Origin of the sequence: uncultured Draconibacterium sp. (assembly GCF_913060805.1) — a bacterium.
In the GTDB taxonomy this organism is placed as follows: domain Bacteria; phylum Bacteroidota; class Bacteroidia; order Bacteroidales; family Prolixibacteraceae; genus Draconibacterium.
Genome location: NZ_CAJXTC010000007.1, coordinates 69,946 through 86,378, shown reverse-complemented (window position 1 = coordinate 86,378; position 16,433 = coordinate 69,946). Strand labels below are relative to the sequence as shown.

The following is a 16,433-nucleotide window of genomic DNA, read 5'->3' as shown; positions in this document are numbered from 1 at the left end:
CACCACTACTTGATTCCATAAAAATTAACTCTCATTTACCATGTGTTTACTCATTAATCTGTCCCCAGAACGTTAACTCTGCAATGAATGAGCTATTTGAATCAGTCCAGGTGCGAAGCGTACGGAAACGAATGTACCGTACTTCAGGAACTTCCAATGGAAACTCAAACTCTTCACCCGACATAGCCAGAGCCAAATCTTCGCTTGACAGATTACTTTGCGAAACAACATCTGGGCCAGATGGTTTTTCTGAAATGCCCGTGTATAGCAATTCCCAGCCATCCCACGAACATGCATCACCGTTGGCATTGGCAATAGCCGGATCATTCGTTCCCCAAACTTCAAACTCCTTTGGATGGTGCAGGTTAAAATAATAACCGTTACGAGCCCAAAACTTAAAGCGCGAAAGTTTAGTTGTCACACCCAGATCCATCGTAAAGAATATGGGGGTGGAAGATGTTCTGTTTATATAATAAAAGTCGCTGTTTGTTGTGGCACCGTCCCACATACATTCAATCGGTTTTCCCCATTGCGAAAGCGAAAACTCTGAACAAAGCGGTAAGCCACGCCACTGATCCTTATCCAGTTCAGATTCTTCCCATGGAGAGAGTACAGTAATAAGCGTATCAGTGTAATTATCGTAAACATCCCGAATATAAACACCGAATTCAGTTTCCACAGGTTCCATACCCCGCACAGCTCCCAGACCATTACTTACCGAAGTATAAAAACTTTCCACCTGATCATAGGTGCCATCTTCATTTTTAATAACCACTCCTACCACAATATCTTTTTGTTCCGGGTTTTCCCAGGTGATTTTAATACCACCAAAGCTGGCAACTACAGCAAGACTCGCATAAACATCGAAAATGGGTGAATCAGCCGGTTCTATTTCAATGATAACCGGATCCGATTCATTTCTGCTCTTATCTACTGAAATTAGGTTAACATTCGTTTTTGCTGCTCTGGCAAAACCTTCAATAGTTAACTCATTAATAAATGATGATGCCAGTTTTTCTTTTACTTCGCCTGTTGGTAAGGAATAAACAGCTTTTACATACTGTAGATCCTTATCACCGGGCAGATCATATGTTATGGATGCTCCTCCTTTAAAATTTTCCACAACCGGATTCAACACCTCCTGCGGAGGAATATCGTCGACAGGATACTGCCCAATCTGTTCCTCAGTACACGAATACACAAAGAACATAAGAAACGCAATGTTTATAATATATTTTTTCATTCGTTTATATTTTAAAAATTTAGCATAACTCCGGAACTCGTATCAATTTCTTCATTTCTTACGAAAGTCCTTTTGAATGCTTGTTCCATTTCATGCATAAATTAAGTTTACAATTTTTATTGCCAGTATGGATTTTGGATCAAGTTAGGATTAACCCTCATGTTATACTGTCGAATTGGGAACAGGTAATCTTTTGTTGAAAAATGTGGTGTATAAATTACCCTTACCGAATTGAACTCCGCAGCTGTTTCCCCGTCGGGATTTAAACCTCTGATTGGCTGATTTAACCACTCCAGGGCAGTTTTCCAACGGCGAATATCCCAGAAGCGTTTCCCTTCAAATGCAAGTTCAATCATTCTTTCACGCTGAATTATTTCTCGCATTCCCTCTTTAGAGGTGGGCTTTGATGGATAGCGTGATGCATTTTGCCAACTTTCAACAACTCCCGGTAATCCTGCACGTTCACGCACTCTGTCGATATATTCATAAACTTCATGATTAGGGGCATCAAGCGACTCGTTGAGCGCTTCAGCATATAACAAGTACAGATCGGCCAGGCGAATAATCGGGAATGTAGACCGCACTCTCACATTTGAAGATGACGATGAACTCACACTTTCAAAATGACTTGTTTTTTTCACCCAATAACCTGATGAGGAATACCTCAGATTTGATGTTTTTCCCTGTGGCTCACCTTTTTTGGTGCGAATAATCCAGGGTTGCTCGTTGATGTTTCCATCTCCAACATCTTTAAACCTTCCGTTTCCAAACCATGTAGCTCCATCAAATGCCAGGTTGGCATAAAACCTTGTTTCCCTTCCAATATTCAATTTTGCAGTTTCGTAACCAGGCTGGATGTAATATTTCGATTCTTCGGGAGCAGCTTCAGTATCGAACCTTCCCTGGTAATCAAATTGCGTGTCTTCATCAATCGGAACACCATTACTCGAGTAAAATAGCTCTGCCATTCGTAAAGTAGGATACATAAATGGGTGAACATGACCCCACTGAGCTTCTTCGACTGTAAAGAACGGAGTAGTAGAATACTGATAGGCATCCATATTCAATTTTGACTCCGTCCAGATAATCTCCTTGTTCCACCGGTCGGTAACCACATGTCGTAGTGACATTAAACGTTTTGTTGAATCAGAGATGTTGGTTTGCTTGGTGAACTCATAAAGCTCATGTCCTGCCATTAAACAAATATCAATTGCATTCTTACATGCAGTGGCAGCCCTTACCCATTTTGCAGGATCGTAATCAGAATTTACCAACTGCATCCCACGGCTATCAACCATACCCACAAGGTCAGAGTTGCCATTAAACAGAGGACTTGCAGCTGTAACCAATATCTGAGCTTTTAACGCCAATGCTATAGGCTTTGTTATTCGTCCCAGCTCGGTACTTACATTCAGAATTTCCAATGGTAAGTCGGGAGTAGCCTCTTCCAGAAGACCAACAATATAATCGATTCCTTCCTCAAAAGAATCTCTGTAAACCCGTACCTCATCAATACCGGCAGAAATTGGCAAATTCTCTTTAACCAACGGTATCGGTCCATACATTCTCATCAGGTAAAAATGATAATACGCTTTTAACACTTTTACTTCGGCAATCCACCGGCTTTTTTCGGCATCGCTTAAGTCATTTCCTACCTTGTGGACATTTTCGAGGAAGACATTACAATCGCGAATGGCCCTGTAACAGGCTCTTCCACCATTGTAGCCATCCCAGGCATTAAAGAAAGGGCTGTTCGAATTTTGCTCACCTTTTTTAATTTTTAGTCCAGCAAAATTTGCTGAACGCCCCAAGTACTGATCCTCTTCGATCGCCCACCATTCATCACTACCAAGAATGGTCGGATCGCCAGCAGGATCGGATAAATTTGGAAAATACGTATAACAAGTTGCTAAATATCTCTCAGCACTGGTTCTGTCCAAAAAAGCATGATCGATTGTGGGGACATTATCCGGAACCACATCTAAATAATCGGAACACGCAAAGTTGAAAAGCAGAATAAATAATATTACAGTAATTTTTAACTTTTTCATTTTTTCTGTTTTTTAGAATGAAACCTGAACACCAAGATTAAATATCTTCTGAATTGGATAGCCCAATCCGTTTCCTGCCATTTCAGGATCCCAAAGCTTGAATTTGCTAAAGGTTAACAGGTTGGTTCCCGAGAAATAAAATCTAAGATTTGTAATACCAATCTGTTCAGTTAGCATTTTAGGTAGTGTGTACCCGAACTCAACCGATTTCAGTCGCAAAAAAGAACCATTTCTCATAAACCAGGTACTGGTTTGTGTATTGTTAGAAATGTATTGGTCCGATAAACGAGGCCACAAAGCATAAATGTCAGGATTATCATCTGAAAAATGATTATCGGCATAAACTTGTAGCAATGAATTTTTAGATATGGTACTTGAGCTGCCGTCAGTATCAATAAATGGAGCAGTGTTATATGCATCTATCCAGAACGATTCTCTTGCAAGTCCCTGGAAAAAGCAAGAAAAATCAATGTTCCTGTATCCGGTAGAAATACCAAAACCGTAAACAATTTCAGGCTGAGTAGGATACCCAATCGGCACTTTGTCCAAGGAGTTTATCTGACCGTCTCCGTTAATATCGCGGTATTTAATATCGCCACTCATATACTCACTAAAAGTTTGTGTCGGAGAATTAATTACATCGTACTCATCAATAAACAAACGTTCGGCGACATAACCCCAGGTTTGCGAAATTGGCTGCCCCACATGCGATAACCAGGGTGTGTTTGTGTTGTCAACCTCTTCGTAAACTTCAAATTTTGATGTTGCATATGTGAAATTGGCACGACCGGTAATCCAGAAATCATTGTTAATAGAATGCTGATAGTCTGCCGAAAGATCAATCCCTTTACCTTTTGCCTCTCCAACATTTGTTTGAGGCGTAGCCTGTAATCCCATTGTTGTCGGAATGTCGGCACGATCCATTAATATATTTGTGCGATGCTCGGTGTAAAAATCAGCCTGAATATTAAGCTTATCAAATAGACCAAGCTCAATTCCGGTATTCAGCTTTTTCGATATTTCCCAAGTAATCTGATCGTTAGCATAACGCGATGTTCCAACTCCATTAACAGAATATTTGGAATCTTCCCCCCAGGTAAAACCCCTTCCGGAATTATTAAGGTTAACCTCTGACAGGTAGAAAAAACGATCGTTAGCATCCCCTATTGCATCGTTACCAACCAAACCATAGGTTGCCTTCAATTTTAAGTTATTAACGATTTTGCTGATATCCGCGTTCCAGAATCCTTCGTTTGAAACTATCCATGCTGCACCAACGGATGGAAAGAATCCAAAACGTTCGTTTTCGGCAAACCTTTCGGAACCATTATAACCGAAATTGAATTCGGTAAAATAACGACTGTCATACGAATAGGTAAAACGACCTGAAAGCCCAAGGTTTCGCGACGGAAGTGAAAGTGCTAATGTCGAAGCATTAGGCTCAATTCTATTTCTCATTTGCGTAACCAGCAAACCACTTACACTATGCTTTTCAAAGGTTCTATCGTAATTAATAGCTGCTTCGGCATAGGTCGTTGAAGAAATAATTTTAGCACCTTCATCGTAGCTAAGCCATTCGGTTCCATCTTCCGGATTTAATCGCGTTAGGACATAAGTGTCAGTGGGTTTATCGTAGCTCGCGACTGAATACCAAAAGGGATTATAATATCTGCTAACGTCAAAATAAGAGTAGCGGGTGGTATTAAAAAGTCCACGAATACTCAAGCCTTCCGTTACAAAACTCAAATCCTGTTTTAATTCAAATTGAGCGAGCATTTTTGATTTTGAATAATCTTTGTAGCCTTTTACCATATCGGCATAGGGATTTATGTATTGTCCTTGATCATAGTTCCCAAAAAGAGTATGAGTAACATGGCTATATTGCTCGTCGGGCTCAAAATAGGCAGGAAACAAAACAGGGTCTGAACGCATTACCTTTTTATATAATGAAGTTCCACCATCGATAGGCCCGGTATAGTCGTCAAATGTTCCGTGCAGTCGAACAACAGCTTCTGTTGTTTTTGTAATATTAATATTGACATTTGAGCGTAGCAGATACCTTTTTAAATCGATATTATTATTGAAATTATTGTTTTGGTCTACTTTTAAAACACCATTATCCTGGTTGTAGGTTCCGGCAATATAATAGCGAGCAACTTTACCACCACCACTTACATTAAAATTTGCTCGGTGGTTTATGGTATAGTTTTTAAACAACATGTTATACCAGTCGGTAGCCGGGTAAACGTAAGGATTGGTTCCGGCAATCGTATTATCAATTTTCTCGTAAGAATACGGAACGGCCGATAAGGGATTGCGTGCCAGAACAGCTTCATTATTCATCTTCATATATGTAACCGGATCGGCTAAATCAACCTCCTGCGTCGGCATAGAAAAAGAGGTTTCGTAACGAAAAGATATGGTTGCTTTTCCTTCTTTACCTTCTTTTGTAGTAACCAGAATAACACCATTGGCTCCTCGCGCCCCATAAAGTGCAGTTGCAGCAGCATCCTTCATAATCGAAAAACTGGCGATATCATCAGGTTGCAAACGAGCTAAATCCGATGACGACATTTCAACACCGTCAATCAAAATAAGCGGACCGGAAGCATACGAGAAAGAAGTAACACCACGCACAAAGAAGCTGGCATCATCCTGTCCCGGCTCACCACTTCGCTGATAAGAGATCAATCCTGATATCCGACCTGCCAGTGCAGTCGTAAGGTTACTCGACGGCACTTTTAAATCTTCTGTTTTTATCGTACTAATTGAAGCCAGAACACTCTCTTTCTTTTGCCGGCCGAATGCTACAACTGTAATATCATCCAGTTCTTCTGATTTCTGTTGAAGTGTTACGTTTATAACTGAGCGGTTACTTACGTCAATTTGCTGGTCAGTCATGCCAATAAAAGAGAAATTTAATTTTGCAGTTGGTTCCACATCAATCTCAAACTTTCCATCAATATCTGTAATTACTCCACGGGTACTACCAACAACCACTACTGTTACTCCGGGAAGTGGTGCTCCTATATCATCGCTTACAACCCCCTTTACCGGAATTGTTTCCTCAATGTCATTTAATTTAGATTTAGTTTCCGCCGGCTCTTCGGTCTTTTTACGAATAATAACGGTTCGGTCAGTAACAGTATAATGAAAGCCCAGTGGTGCAATGTATTTTCCCAGAAAAACATCCATGGTAAGCTCAGTTTCTTCCACTTCTATATCTCCGGTTTCATCAAATAAATCAGCGGCATAAAAGAAACGAAATTCGCTTTGTCTGTCAATCGCTTCCAGTATCTCACTGATAGTTCCTGTTGTTTTTGTTAGCTTTAATATTTCGGTTTGCGAGTACACGCTGGAGAAACCCTGCATTACAAAAAGAGCTACAAAGAGTAATGTAATCTTCGTTCGTAAAATCATGCTTCTCCCCAAAAGGGAAGCCTTTCCTTCATTTTTTTTCATAAATTTGATTTGGAATTAATCTTTTGGTTATTCTAAAAAGTATTTGGCGGTAGATGATGTCAGCATCTGCCGCTTTTTTTTTTAATGAATCACAAGTTTTCTTTCATAGGCAGTCATTTTAATTTGTTGAGTTTCTTCAATAATTTTAAATATATTTTCCAGTTCTTGTTCCCTGTTTATACTTCCGGTAAATCTCATCTTTTTTGCAGCCGGTTTCTTAAATTCGTATTCAAAATCGTACCACCGCGAGATGGTTTTCAGGATGGTTTCAATCGCTTCATTTTCGAAATAGTAATTCCCCTCCTTCCAACCCGTATATAATTCAGTCTTTACCGGCAGTGTAACTGTATTTCCATTTTTGGGATCGACTACTGCCTGAAGCGATGGCTCGAGGAAAACCTCTTGCGTAGAGCTGTTGATCTTTACACTCCCTTCAACAAGGGTGGTTTTTATAAACTCGTTGTTTGCGTAAGCCGAAACGTTGAAGGATGTACCCAGAACCTCAATCTTCTGGTTTTCAGAATCTACAATAAAGGGCTGATGTTCATTTTTCGCAACCTCAAAATAAGCTTCACCAACCAGTGTAACTTCCCTTTTTTTACCGGAAAAAGTAACCGGATAATGAAGCTCTGACTCTGCATTTAGCCAAACACAGGTACTGTCAGACAAGACCACAAAAAACTGACCTCCACGTGGCACTTTTAATGTGTTATAAATGATTTGCTTTTTGTGTATTTTTTTCTTTTTTGCAGAATGATACTCAAGCATTTTACCATTACTGGTTATTTGTGTATCTTCCTCTTTTAAGAGCACTTTCTGCCGCTCTGAAAGATTCACCTCCGAACCATTATTCAACACAAGAACTGCCTTGTTTGATCCCGGCGTAATCTCTGCACTTGAAACAAAATCTTCGGTGTGCGTTTTATTAAGCAGAATAGAAACTGAAAATACTACTGCCAGAATTGCTGCTGCCGATGCCCCAATTTGAATAATACGGTGACGCATAATTACCGTACGAAGTTTTTTGAAAGCGGCGTCAGAAGAAACCGGGTTGGTTTTAAATGTTGATCCCCCGTAATAAAACCTTTTGGCATTTTTGAAAAAGGCTATGTTCTTTTCCGATCCATTTAACCACTCGTTCAGCTCACTGTCGTCAGACTCATTCTGGTGAATTTTTTTCCAGATCAGACTAAAATCAATATTTCGTTTTTTATTCATGTATTAGCGCCTAATTACTTGCAATAAATTGCTTTAGCTCTGCTGTACATTATCAATGTCCCATGAAAAATGTAAAGGGGTGACAAAAGCAGGAAAAAATATTCCTAAAAATAAAAGTAGATAAATGACACCTTTGAAAGTTGCGCCCGAAGGTTGCGTTTCGCGCGCTTTAGCTGGGTCTTTACGGTGTTTTCTGAAATCTGAAATTCGGTGGCAATTTCTTTCACTTTTAATCCTTCGAGATATTTTAAGCGAAATATTTTCTGCATTTCGGGAGGGAGGTTTTCAATTGCGCTACTTATTTTCTTTTCCAGTTCTGAAGTATCGCTGCTTTCCGATTCTATCATTTCAGAGATTTCGTATTCAAGATAGATTAACTTGTGCTTGTCGTGGATATTAAGATCGCGCAGATATGTAAGACCTTTGTAACGTACGGCCTGAAAAAGCCATGATTGTAAAGATTTATGAATATGTATGGAATCTGTATTTTCCCAGAGCGATATAAATACTGATTGAACGATATCTTCGCACACATCGCGATTAAAAACAATGTGTTCGGCAAACCTTAACAAAGGTTGATGATATTCGTAAAAAATTGCCTCAAAAACGTGTTTGTTCTTCTTTCGTAATTCGTTTAAAATAAGTTGATCTGAGTTTCTCATTGTTCTTCCTCATTTAAACTAACAGGAAAATTACAGCAATGTAGATCGATCATTCTCTCTTAAAATCACCCCACGGAAAGACAATGCTATATGCTTACATGTTAGAATTTTGCTTATTCAACCATACTAATTCCACTATTAAAAATCTAACGTGATAAAATATTACACGGGTAGCAATTCCATTTTTGAGATGTGGAATTTTTCTGCCAATATTCATTATAGTAGTGGCAAGTAAGTATACTTTGCCTGCTACCGGTTACCCGGAAAACTCAGAAAAAATCTACTGAGGAAAACAGAACGACATAACAAAAACGGAATCAAAGACACGGGAAAAAGCCTGCCTTTTCAGGCAGGCTTCATAATAACTAAACTATTAATAGCCTTCATTTTGTACAAGATTCTCGTTAATTAGAATCTCTTTCGAAGGTATTGGCCATAAATAATTTTTTTCTGGATCGAATACACGTAATGCTAAAAGCTTCAAATATCCGTTGTTATACATTGAGGAAAAATCAGCAATTCCATTTTCGTCAATTTCAGGAGTACTAGCAAAAAACCACAATCCGGTATTAACCAATTTTTCTCTTGCCTCTTCAGGATCCAACACCCCGTAAATAGGTAAGTTTAAAACTTGTTCTGCTAATTTCCAACGTAAAATATCCATATAGCGAAGCCCCTCAAGAGCAAACTCCATGCGTCTTTCAGTGCGAATTATTGTGCGCAATTCAGCCTGATCAGTTGCTGTTACCGAAGGATATGATGCTACATCTTCAACATCTACTTTATAGGCTCGCGCTCGCACCTGGTTAATTGCATCCAACACTGATTGGTCAATATCGTTCAACTCAATTTTTGCTTCAGCGTACATCAACAATACATCTGCATAACGCATAACGATTCTATCCGGATCTGTTTTCCAATCATCCGTATAATCTTCATCAATTCCTTTCTTATATACCAGCCCGTTAAAAGCAGCATACTGGTTATTTGCTCGTGAATCGTTATTCTTCACATAAGTTCCCGAACCAAAATTATAACATGTTAAAGAATCGGGATGTGGCTGATACATATACCCCAGGTGTCTTGTCTGAAATTCAACAATTGTTTCGGTACAACGTGGATCACGGTTTACAAACGGATTATGCGGATCGTAAAGTGCCGATTCATCAATAGGTAAACCATCTGTACATAGGTACGAAGAGAATAGCTCATATGAGGGAGAATATCTTGCATAACCTCCCGGGTTGCGTGTAGCAAAACCTTTACAGTATGTTGGAGCAACACCCAATTCTACTGAGCGGGGAATTACAAAAATGGCTTCTTCCGAATTTTTTGTTGAACTCAAAAACATTTTGCCATAATCTGCAGCCAATACATATTGCCCCAAATCCATACATGCTTTGGCGGCGTCGCGTGCAATATCAAAATCTCCCATATAAAGAGCAATTCTGGCTTTCATTGCTAAAGCTGCACCTTTTGTAGCCTGTTGATTTTCAGAGCCACCGTAATTTAAAGGTAAATATGTAGCTGAAAAATCATAATCTTCATAAATCTGCTGAAGTATTACTTCCTTGTCTGTTCTCGACATGGTGAACGATTCATCCAAACCAATTATTTCAGTTGAAAATATTACGTCGCCCCAGTGTGAAATAAGAATTGAGTATTGCGAAGCCCTGTTAAATCGTGCATTAGCTTTATACTTATTCAAGTTATCAGCCGAAACTTCATCTGTAATTTCATCAAGATTTTTTAACAGTGTATTGGCCCGTGTTATTGCTTTATAAATATGTCCCCACCAGGTTGAAACAGTAACGTCTTCGCCACTTAAGGTTCCTCCTGTAATGGCAGTAGTTGCATCACGATTTAACATATCGTCAGTCCATAAATCGTCATCTGCTTTCCAGAATACCTCTCTGTACAGGTCGTTGATAGCCATTTCTATCTCAGTCTCATCAGAATACCAGTTCTCGCTTGATCCTTCAGACAGCGGACTTAAATCCAGGTCTGCACAAGCCGTAAATACCAGAAGTACTAATAGTGTATATATTAATTTAATTTTCATAATTGCTAGCCTTTAAAATTTAACAGAAACACCAAAAAGATAAGAAGCAGTAATCGGATACCCTTTTCCAGACACCTCTGGGTCCCATCCTTTTGGATATTTATTAATCGACAAAATATCTGAAACAGTTCCATAAATACGGATATTATTGATATTCATCTTCTCACATACTGAAGTCGGGATATTGTATCCCAGTGTCATATTTTTTAAGCGCATATATCTTCCGTTAAACAACCAGTAATCCGACATTGCATAGTTATTGCTTCTGTTGTTATAGGTTAAACGTGGGTATTTTACACTAAGATTTTCAGCTTCTGAATTGTATACACTCCAGTAATTTCCATCAATTTCTTTCTGCATATTTCCCCAGTTGTCAAGCAATGGTTGTACCATCATATTGCTCATCCGAACGTTTTGTTTACCAACGCCCTGAATTACCATCGAGAAATCGAAGTTTTTATAACCTAAACGAATATTACCTCCGTACATGTAGCGCGGCAATGAACCTCCAAGTAACACACGGTCATAATCTGAAGAGATAATACCATCCGGCACTCCATCCGGTCCACTGATATCTTTGTATTTTATATCGCCGGGAGCTACAACCGAATTCAGCACGGCTGAATTATCCACCTCTTCCTGCCTTTGATACAAGCCATCTGAAATGTAACCGTACCACTCGTTGAATTCACTACCCTTGAATTTTACCTGGCTGCCAAGGAATTGAATACCTCCAAGATCGCCCATTTCAGATGTAAAATCGGATAAGTTAGCAGATACGGAGTAAGAGAAATCACCAATACGGTCGTTCCAGCTTAACTCCAGCTCCCAGCCTTTAGTTTTCATTTCTCCGGTATTTTGATCCGGATTATCAAATCCGATGTAATCAGGAATCTCCAAATCGAGTAACATATCTTTTGTTTTTTTCCTGTAATAATCAGCCGTTACATGAAATCGGTTATCAAAGAAAACCGCATCGAAACCAAAATCGAGCGATTCGGTTGTTTCCCACGAGATATCCTCAATTGCATAAGCCCACTGCGCTGCTGTTTGAGCAGAAACTACTTCGTGCCCCTGGTAAAAAAGTGCATGTGCATATCCCATTGTCGACTGGTATGGATAATTACCAATACGTTCATTACCTAATGATCCCCAAGAAGCACGAAGTTTTAGAAATGATAACAATGAAATATCCTGCATAAATGATTCCTCGGAAATTACCCAACCTGCCGAAAAGGATGGGAAAGCTCCCCAGCGGTAATCTTTTGCAAAACGAGATGATCCGTCGTAACGAATATTTCCCTGTACGAAATACCTGTTATTGTAATTGTACATTACACGGCCAAAATAAGAACGGTAGGCATTCTCATATGCATTTCCACTGTTGCTTAGGTAGTTCTCATTTCCTAGGTCAAGATAGGGGAATGATGATAGCTCAAACTGATCGCTTGAGGCACCCAATTCTTCATAAAATGCGGAGTAATCCTCATAACCAGCCATCAGATTCAGATTATGCGCGTTCAGAGACTCTGTGTAATTTGCAATAAACTGCTTTGTTATCTGGTAACTATCATCACGCGATTCAGTTAAACTTGTTGATGTAGAATAAGCCAGAGTTCCCACAAAGGTATTGGGATCATCGTAGTTAGTATATTCTACTTTTTTCTGAAAATCTTTTCCTTTGTTGTAATTGAACCGCGGAGAAATAACAGCTGAAAGTTTTAGTCCTTCAATCGGAGTAAAGTCTAAAGCAATTTTACCACCGACCTGATTATACCAATTTGTTATATAACCTCCCTCTTTAATTTCTCCGTAAATGTTGCCGCCGGCTTTTCCTTCTGCAATCAGTCCATTAGACCAAACAGCAGCATAAACTGGTGCAGCTATACGCATGCTATACATCGGATCTCTACTCGGATTATTGGAAATAGACCTCTTTGCGTAAAAGTCTATTGAAGCAGACAAAGCGTTATTTATTTTAACATCGTTGTTAAAGCGTGCTGTCAGCCGTTCGTAACTCCGCCCCATGTATAACCCATCTGTTTTGTCGTACGATAAAATTGCCTTGGTTCTAACGGCTTTCGATCCGGCAGTAATACCAATCGAATGACTTTGACGTGGTGCGTTATCTTTCAATATCAGGGCCGACCAGTCAGTATCAGGATACTGGTCAGGATTCTCAGCATTAAGCGACGCATAATTGTCCACAAGATCCTGCGTGTATGTTGGGTATTCACCACCTTCAATATTTCCATTATCGTTCCAACGCAACTCGTTTACCATTTGCATATAACGAACCGCATCAGTATAATCAACCATTTCTGTAGGTTTCTCAATACCATATTCAAAATTATAATCCAACGACAGATCGCCCGATTTTGCACGTTTTGTTGTAACCAAGATTACTCCCGCAGCTGCTCTCGAACCGTATATTGAAGCTGAAGCTGCATCTTTTAGTACTGAAATATTTTCGATGTCATTCGGGTTTACATCGTTTATACTTCCAACCGGGACTCCATCAACAATTACAAGCGGGCTACTCTCACCGATTGTTGTAATCCCCCTGATTCGAATGGTTGAGCTAGCTCCAGGCGCACTATTATCGCGGGTTACCATAACACCTGCCATGGCTCCCTGTAAAGCTTGCGAAACCTGAGTAGTTTGGCGTTCGGACACTACCGAGCCCTTAACTGCCCCCACAGCACCGGTTAAGTCGCTCTTTTTTACAGTTCCGTAACCAATGGCGACTACTTCCTCAATTCCAATTGCTTCCGATTGCATAACAACCGAAAAATTGTTTTGGCTACCAACCGAAACTTCCTGAGTTGCCATTCCCACAAACGAGAATACTAGAACCTGGGAACTGTTTTCAACACTCAGCGAAAATTTTCCGTCCATATCTGTAACTGTACCAATTGTTGTTCCTTGAATAACCACAGTTACTCCGGGAAGCGTTTCTCCTGTTTCGGATTTTACGGTTCCTGTTACTTTCCTTGATTGCTGTAAGAAGTTATCAGAATCGCGAAATTGCAAATCTTCAGAACTCAAAATAATTTGGCGATCATTGATGAGGTATTTTACACCTTCTCCAAGAAATAAGTCGTTAAGTACATCTTCAATTTTTTTATTGTTGATGTTCACATCAACTTTTCGTTTTACGTCTATAAGTTTGTTTGAATAGAGAAAGTAAAATTCACTACTTCCTTCAATTTCAAATAGGACATCTTTAACTGTAACGCCTTTCATATCAAGCGACAAACGAGTTACTTGCGCGTAAGTATTTACCGCAAAAACCTGGGCTACAGCAAAACATATCAAAAAGCTAGTTAGTTTCATAATTCTAATCAATTTTGTTAGATCGGGACACAAAAAATCCGATCCAACCATTTTTCGATTTTTTTCCATAATTTTGTGATGGTTTGAATTTGACAATTTTATTCTTTTTGTTATCGTAAAAATTCAGATCTGAGATGGAAGGTGGTGGTGCACTTTCCATTTCGTTTTTTTAGGTATTATTTCATTGGTAAGTCTTTTAGTTCTTAATTTGGTTTTATGAGATACTTTAATGCCCAAAAAAGGCACTATGCTTATCTCGCTGTATGTATTTTTAGTTTTTTTGTTGCCAAACCTTGTATGGCTAATCTATCTGGCACTCACTATATATTCAATCTTTTCAATTCCATTCTGCCCGTCTTCATCAATATATTTTGTATTGTACATAAGAGGTGCAGCCTTGCATAAATATTCGAGTATCATTGGGAGAGTTTCGTTTTCGATGGTAAACGTAAATGGATGATTGTATAAATTCTCAGCATCACCTGCTAAAACGATATCTGCATCAAAATGTCGCTGTAACGTCTTGCAAACTTCGTGTAAAGGAATATTCCGAAATACCATCTTGCCATCTTTCCAGGCAATAACATCCAGAACATCCTCGCGCGAAATTAACACTTTGCTATCTTCTAGATTTAAAGTTGCCTTATCTCCTGGTTCTAATTCAATACTGTTTCCCGACTTATCTCCCACACGGCTTAGTTCAACTCTGCCTTCAAGCAAGACGGTTTCAACACTATCGTCATCCCCATATCCTTTTACATTAAATTTAGTACCAGTAACCTTAATTTTTGCACCGTTTGCAATTACATTAAAGGGGAGCTTTTCGTTGTGCGCAACTTCGAAATAAGCTTCGCCTAACAGAATAATATCGCGTTCTTTGGTGTTAAACTGGTTTGAGTATTTTATCTCAGTTTCTGAGTTCACCCAAACTTTAGTTCCATCAGGAAGTGTAAGTCTGCTTTGTTCAGCTGTTGGAACATAAATTCCAAAATATTCGGGTGCTGTATTTTTGTTGCTGATATAATTATTAACCAGCGTAAATGATATCATTAGGAAAACAACTGCAGCTGCTGCCGCCACGCTGCGATAAATAACCTTTGATGTTTTTAATAAAACGGTCTTCGATTTTTCGCCACGGTACTTACTCCAGGTATCTTCAAACTGATTATGAAGTTTTACATCAGGAATTTCTTTTAGAGAAGTATAATCCTCCATCGAATCTAATCCAAGTATTATTTTGCGAGCTTGCGTGGCAGCATATTTTGTATCAGGAAACTCTTTAAAGTAAGCTTTCCATTTCTTTTGCTGCCTAACCGACTCTTTAATGACATACTCGTTGTAGTTTTCACTAAACAAAAAATCATCGATATCTGTATATTTCCTTTGCATTAAAATCTTTCTTTATCAGTAAAATAGAGAATCTTCAGTATTGTACTATCCCATTTTCAGAAATAAATTCAGGAGCACTATCATTTTTCCTTTTGGTTGCTCATTATCAAAATCTTTACGGATATTCTTAAGCGCATTACACAAGGTATTTCGCACTGTTTGATACGATACACCAAGTACTTCTGCAATTTCTTTATTATTTAAACCTGAAAAATATTTCATGTAAATAATTTCCTTTTGGCGGGCACCAAGATTATTCACTGATTTGAAGAGTACTTTCAACGTTCTGTTCTCCTCTTCATTTTCGCCAAACGCAGGTTCAATACCTTCATCAAAACTAAAATCCGGATTAAGAGGATCGAACAAATCTGTAACTTTATGCACCTTGTCGTTCAAGGCTTTAAACAGCCTTCTACGTATGGAACAAAGCAAATACAGGCGAATATTATCCGTATCGCTTAACCGGTCTTTTCGAACCAAAATATTTATAAATAAATCTTGTATCAGATCTTCAACAAGAGAAGTATCAGACGTAAACTTACGGCAGTAGTTATATAAAAATCGATAATGATCGAAGTAAATTTTTTGAAAAGCCACCTTGTGCCCCTTCCTAAAATTCTGCCATATCCGGATATCGCTTTCAGTTCTAGACAAGTTCTACTAATTTAGTTTGACTTATAAATGCAAGTGTAATCTAACTGTACTATCCAAAATCAAAAAAAGTTCAATTAATTTATCGACAGAACTCTAAACTAACACAAAAATGAAAACTTTCTTAATACACCGCGCAACACAAACATCTGTTAAACTGCATATTACAGCATGCAAATATATACAAACAATATTCAATTGCCAGAGTAATATTTTTTTTTAAAAAATTGTTTTTTATTACAATTTAACCAGGATCTTTCAAAATGGCTGAACATAATGCTTAGAAATAAGTATGCTCTTTAAATGCAGGAGTTTGGTTTCTGTTTCACCAGTCTCAATTAAAATTAAATGGTTAACGG

At 38.7% G+C, this 16,433-nt stretch carries 9 protein-coding genes; all 9 read right to left on the bottom strand.

The genetic code is table 11. The annotated features are described in order from the left end of the window. Positions 1–46 precede the first annotated feature (46 nt). Positions 47–1,243: a DUF5000 domain-containing lipoprotein gene (locus QZ576_RS05820; RefSeq protein WP_297095011.1), complete on the bottom strand. Its 1,197-nt coding sequence runs from the start codon at positions 1,241–1,243 to the stop codon at positions 47–49. A gap of 116 nt (positions 1,244–1,359) precedes the next feature. After that, a complete protein-coding gene (locus QZ576_RS05815; protein ID WP_297095009.1) occupies positions 1,360–3,294 on the bottom strand; it encodes a RagB/SusD family nutrient uptake outer membrane protein in 1,935 nt (644 codons plus the stop codon). Between the two features lie 12 nt (positions 3,295–3,306). Next, positions 3,307–6,756, bottom strand: a complete 3,450-nt coding sequence (locus tag QZ576_RS05810; RefSeq protein ID WP_297095007.1) for a TonB-dependent receptor — start codon at positions 6,754–6,756, stop codon at positions 3,307–3,309. 81 nt (positions 6,757–6,837) lie between these two features. Next, positions 6,838–7,974 (bottom strand): FecR family protein, encoded by a 1,137-nt coding sequence (locus tag QZ576_RS05805; protein ID WP_297095004.1) that lies wholly within the window; start codon positions 7,972–7,974, stop codon positions 6,838–6,840. A gap of 104 nt (positions 7,975–8,078) precedes the next feature. After that, positions 8,079–8,636 carry an RNA polymerase sigma-70 factor gene (locus tag QZ576_RS05800; RefSeq protein ID WP_297095002.1) on the bottom strand — a complete coding sequence of 186 codons (558 nt, stop codon included), beginning with the start codon at positions 8,634–8,636 and terminating at the stop codon, positions 8,079–8,081. A gap of 373 nt (positions 8,637–9,009) precedes the next feature. Then, on the bottom strand, positions 9,010–10,698 hold the full coding sequence (locus QZ576_RS05795) for a RagB/SusD family nutrient uptake outer membrane protein (protein ID WP_297095000.1): 1,689 nt from the start codon (positions 10,696–10,698) through the stop codon (positions 9,010–9,012). 12 nt (positions 10,699–10,710) lie between these two features. Continuing rightward, positions 10,711–14,034 (bottom strand): TonB-dependent receptor, encoded by a 3,324-nt coding sequence (locus tag QZ576_RS05790; protein ID WP_297094998.1) that lies wholly within the window; start codon positions 14,032–14,034, stop codon positions 10,711–10,713. Between the two features lie 306 nt (positions 14,035–14,340). Beyond that, positions 14,341–15,423 carry a FecR family protein gene (locus QZ576_RS05785; protein ID WP_297094996.1) on the bottom strand — a complete coding sequence of 361 codons (1,083 nt, stop codon included), beginning with the start codon at positions 15,421–15,423 and terminating at the stop codon, positions 14,341–14,343. A gap of 45 nt (positions 15,424–15,468) precedes the next feature. Next, the gene (locus QZ576_RS05780; RefSeq protein ID WP_297094994.1) at positions 15,469–16,077 is read right to left on the bottom strand and encodes a sigma-70 family RNA polymerase sigma factor; all 609 of its coding nucleotides are present in this window, start codon (positions 16,075–16,077) and stop codon (positions 15,469–15,471) included. Positions 16,078–16,433 lie beyond the last annotated feature (356 nt).

Excerpts from the sequence above, each read along its gene's own strand:
- QZ576_RS05785 (WP_297094996.1), bottom strand. The coding sequence starts at position 15,423 with ATGCAAAGGAAATATACAGATATCGATGATTTTTTGTTTAGTGAAAAC.
- QZ576_RS05810 (WP_297095007.1), bottom strand. The coding sequence starts at position 6,756 with ATGAAAAAAAATGAAGGAAAGGCTTCCCTTTTGGGGAGAAGCATGATT.
- QZ576_RS05820 (WP_297095011.1), bottom strand. The coding sequence starts at position 1,243 with ATGAAAAAATATATTATAAACATTGCGTTTCTTATGTTCTTTGTGTAT.
- QZ576_RS05805 (WP_297095004.1), bottom strand. The coding sequence starts at position 7,974 with ATGAATAAAAAACGAAATATTGATTTTAGTCTGATCTGGAAAAAAATT.
- QZ576_RS05815 (WP_297095009.1), bottom strand. The coding sequence starts at position 3,294 with ATGAAAAAGTTAAAAATTACTGTAATATTATTTATTCTGCTTTTCAAC.
- QZ576_RS05795 (WP_297095000.1), bottom strand. The coding sequence starts at position 10,698 with ATGAAAATTAAATTAATATATACACTATTAGTACTTCTGGTATTTACG.
- QZ576_RS05800 (WP_297095002.1), bottom strand. The coding sequence starts at position 8,636 with ATGAGAAACTCAGATCAACTTATTTTAAACGAATTACGAAAGAAGAAC.
- QZ576_RS05790 (WP_297094998.1), bottom strand. The coding sequence starts at position 14,034 with ATGAAACTAACTAGCTTTTTGATATGTTTTGCTGTAGCCCAGGTTTTT.